General features: G+C 67.5%; 4 protein-coding genes and 1 pseudogene. 2 read left to right on the forward strand and 3 right to left on the reverse strand.

Annotated features, from left to right (window positions below):
* Window positions 1-369 (reverse strand): annotated as a pseudogene (locus tag LC092_RS21030) (cold-shock protein); the annotation flags it as partial.
* A 493-nt stretch (window positions 370-862) separates the two neighbouring features.
* Here LC092_RS21030 and LC092_RS21035 point away from each other — a divergent pair.
* Both LC092_RS21035 and LC092_RS21040 read left to right on the forward strand, forming a co-directional pair.
* Window positions 863-1,522 carry an MBL fold metallo-hydrolase gene (locus LC092_RS21035; RefSeq protein ID WP_224809695.1) on the forward strand — a complete coding sequence of 220 codons (660 nt, stop codon included), beginning with the start codon at window positions 863-865 and terminating at the stop codon, window positions 1,520-1,522.
* Window positions 1,523-1,608: 86 nt separating this feature from the next.
* On the forward strand, window positions 1,609-1,881 hold the full coding sequence (locus LC092_RS21040) for a hypothetical protein (protein WP_224809696.1): 273 nt from the start codon (window positions 1,609-1,611) through the stop codon (window positions 1,879-1,881).
* Window positions 1,882-1,924: 43 nt separating this feature from the next.
* On the opposite strand, the gene LC092_RS21045 is transcribed toward LC092_RS21040, so the two are convergent.
* Entirely contained in the window at window positions 1,925-2,953 is a 1,029-nt protein-coding gene (locus LC092_RS21045; protein WP_224809697.1) for a DUF1402 family protein, read from the reverse strand.
* Between the two features lie 113 nt (window positions 2,954-3,066).
* The coding region (locus LC092_RS21050) for a DUF6665 family protein (protein WP_318245938.1) at window positions 3,067-3,334 on the reverse strand (268 nt) is incomplete at its 5' end.

Raw genomic sequence — 3,334 nt, forward strand, 5'->3', positions numbered from 1 at the left:
GGCCGGTGCGCCGTCGCGCGCGCCAGCGTAACCGCCGCTGCGCGCTCCGGGGCCGCCGGTCCGCTGGCCGAAGCCGCCGCCGTCGCGTCGTCCGTCCGATCCGCCCGGACCGCGATCCGTCGGAAAGCGGTCGCCGCCCGGCCTGTCGCCGCCGCCGCCGAACCGGCCGACCGGGGGAAATGCGTCTTCCGGTCCCTCGGGGGCGGCCCAGCCCGCCTCGCTGAAGGAGTCTCGCCGTCCGCCGCGGGACGGCTTGTTGCGTTTGCCGTGGTCGAATCCGCCGCCGAACTCGTCCCCATCCGCACCGTATTCCTTCGAACCACCGCGTCGCTTGCCTTGCCGACGGTTGTCCGAACGCCAGTCATTCATATCCTAATCACCTTTGTTGAGCCCGCTGTCCCGCCGGGCTCTCTGGTCACATCGAACGTGACGCCGAGGCGATAGTGTCGGTCGCTCTACAACGCCAGGTTTCATTTGCGGCCGGTGTTCGCAACAAGGTGGGCAGGTCCGCCGCCCTCACATGGAACCCAGGATGGGGAATTGCCCGACATGCCTTCGCACCAGCGCACCCTCCCAGCCATGCCAACCGCCCCGGTATATTAAGGGCGGAGGCGGGTGTCGGGCAAGGGAAACCCTGCGATACGGAGCGGTCCGGACCCTGCGTTTTCGTTTTTTCGCGGAGTTTTTCCGGCAGCTTGTCGATTTTGACAGGAGGCTCGCGCCGCTGTGGCACAGCATGCTTGTCAAGGTGGCGGGCGGCGGGTTACGTCATGCCGCACATGCGCAAGCGGCCGGATCCCGCGCCGCTGCAACCATCAGGCGAAGCTTGTCCTTGCAGGACTACGCCCGAGAAAGGGGACCCATGTCCGACACCAGCGCCCATGAACCGCCGATCCAGGTGGTGGTGATTCCCGTGACCGGGTTTCAGCAGAACTGCTCGCTCGTCTTCGACAAGAAAAGCCGGCGCGGTGCTGTGATCGATCCCGGCGGCGATGTCGAGAAGATCGAGAAGGTGCTCGGCGAGCATGGCGTGACCGTCGAGCGGATCGTGCTCACCCACGGCCATATCGACCATATCGGCGGGGCGGCGGAACTGGCCGAACGGCTTGGCGTCGAGGTCGTCGGCCCGCATCGCGCCGACCAGATGTTGATCGACCGGGTCGAGGAGCAGGCGCGCGATTTCGGGGTGGCCGGCGTGCGCGCGGTCACGCCCGACCGGTGGCTGGAAGAGGGCGACAGCGTCGAGATCGGCGGCCGCAGCTTCCAGGTGCTGCACTGCCCCGGCCATGCGCCGGGCCATGTGGTGTTCTTCGATCCGCAGCTGCGCTTCGCGCTCTCCGGCGACGTGATCTTCGCCGGGTCGGTCGGCCGCACCGACCTGCCGGGCGGCGATCACGAGACGCTGATCGCCTCGATCCGCGACAAGCTGCTGCCGCTTGGCGACGACGTCACCTTCCTGCCCGGACACGGACCCGCCTCGACGCTGGGACACGAGCGGCAGACCAATCCGTTCCTGAAATAGACGCAATTTCGCGGCAACGCTGCGCGACCGCTGACTTGCGCCGCAACTGCGCGGTCCTGTTCCGCTTCGACCTTGAGGAGGGTCCCATGATCAAGACGTCGCTTGTGGCCTTTTCCGGCGCGCTTGTCGCGCTCGCGCTTGCCGTTCCGACCGGCGCCTCAGCGGAAGACTACGTCGACCGCATCCTGCGGCTCGACCGGCTGACCCAGGACGAGGCGCGCGGCGGCCCCCAGATCAAGGGCGGGCGCTCGCCGTTCCAGAAGCGGGTGAAGGTGTGCAACACCATGCCGACGCCGGTGCGCGATCCGCAAACGGGCGAACTCGTCAAGGTGATGAAGGAAGTCTGCTGGATGGAGTAGGGCGTCCGGCCGGGGCGCTCCCGGCCTAACCCCGTCCGTTGCGTTACAGCAGGCTGCGCAGCACGTCGATGCGCGCGTTTACCAGCCAGCCGTAGTAGTTTTCGTGCGGCCAGCGCGAGGTTCCCGCCGCCCGCCGACGCCGGTATTGCGAGGCGCGGCTCCACGGATCGCCGAGATTATAGAGCGTCGCCGTCAGGCCCGGGTTCTTCGAGATATCGACCCCGGCCACCGACTTGTAGGCGTCGATCGCGTCGCGCAGCACGGCGGCCATGTAGTGGAGCGAGCGGTTCGGGTCCATCGTCGCGCGGTAGACCTCCTGCGCGTCGCGCGCGGTCAGCTTGCGAAACCCGCTTACGCGCGACACGCGGTCGCTCATCTTCAGAACGGTCAGCGGCGAGAGCTGACCAAGGCCGAAGCTCTGGCCCGCGAACAGCGGCTGGAAGAAGGCCTCGTTGAAGGTCTTGTCGGGATAGCGCACGCCGTCGACGCGCTTGTTGCGGAAGCGGCTGTTCCAGGTGCGCTGGTAGCAGTTCCAGCGCGTGTTGCTTTCCTTCGAGCCGGCGTTGCAGCGTTCGAACTCCGGGCGCTGGACGAAATCTTCCACGTGTTCGCCGTTGAGCTCGAAGCTGATGCGGATGCCGGCATAGGCCAGCGCCTTGACGTAATAGGACTGGGCGCTGTCGAGACTGTCGTAATTGTAGGTGTGTTCGCCGACGATGGCGCCGAGCATGTGGACCGGATCGATGCCGTAGCGCGCGGCCACGCTCTTGATGTTGCGCATCAGGCGGGTGTCGCGGCGCAACACGGCGACGATCTTGTCGAATTTCGCGTCATAGGCGCTGTTGCTGGCGGCGGTCCGACGGGCGGAGGCAAAGGGGATCTTCGGCTGGACGCGCTTGCGGTTGCCTTCCGGCACGACCTTGGCCGCGGCGACGCCGATCACGCCGACCGGCAGCACCGACGACGCCGGCAGCGGCGAGAAGGTCACTGCCGCGGCCACCAGGGCCGTTGCGCACAGCCGCGCCGTCACGGCGGTCAGGTGCGAGCGGAATCGGGGCGAGGGAGGGGCCATGTCTTGGTCCAGCGCTGACGTGTTTTTCGAAACCCTTGCATATACGCAAGTGTGGCGGGTTGGAAGGACAAGACGTGGCAACGCCTTGTCCGCGGGCATGACAAATTCGTGTCTCATGGGTCCGTTGCCCCGTCGCTCGGCACGCCGGATCGGGCCGTTGCGGGCAGGGCGGGCGCGGTCTGTGCCGGGCCCATGAACAGCTCGACCGATCGCGGGACGTTCATCTCGCGCAAAAACGCATCATGGCGGCGCAGGCCGCAGAGTTCGCGCTGGATCATGACGTTCCACAGCGCCTCGCAGGCGGCGGCGTGACGGCGGGCGAGGCGGGCGTCGAGGGCCGCGCTCCGCCCGGCCGGATCCGCGGTTTCGGCGGCGGCGCGC

This window comes from Stappia stellulata, assembly GCF_020176715.1.
In the GTDB taxonomy this organism is placed as follows: Bacteria; Pseudomonadota; Alphaproteobacteria; order Rhizobiales; family Stappiaceae; genus Stappia.

Coding starts and splice junctions, on each gene's coding strand:
- LC092_RS21035 (WP_224809695.1), top strand. CDS start 863: ATGTCCGACACCAGCGCCCATGAACCGCCGATCCAGGTGGTGGTGATT.
- LC092_RS21040 (WP_224809696.1), top strand. CDS start 1,609: ATGATCAAGACGTCGCTTGTGGCCTTTTCCGGCGCGCTTGTCGCGCTC.
- LC092_RS21045 (WP_224809697.1), bottom strand. CDS start 2,953: ATGGCCCCTCCCTCGCCCCGATTCCGCTCGCACCTGACCGCCGTGACG.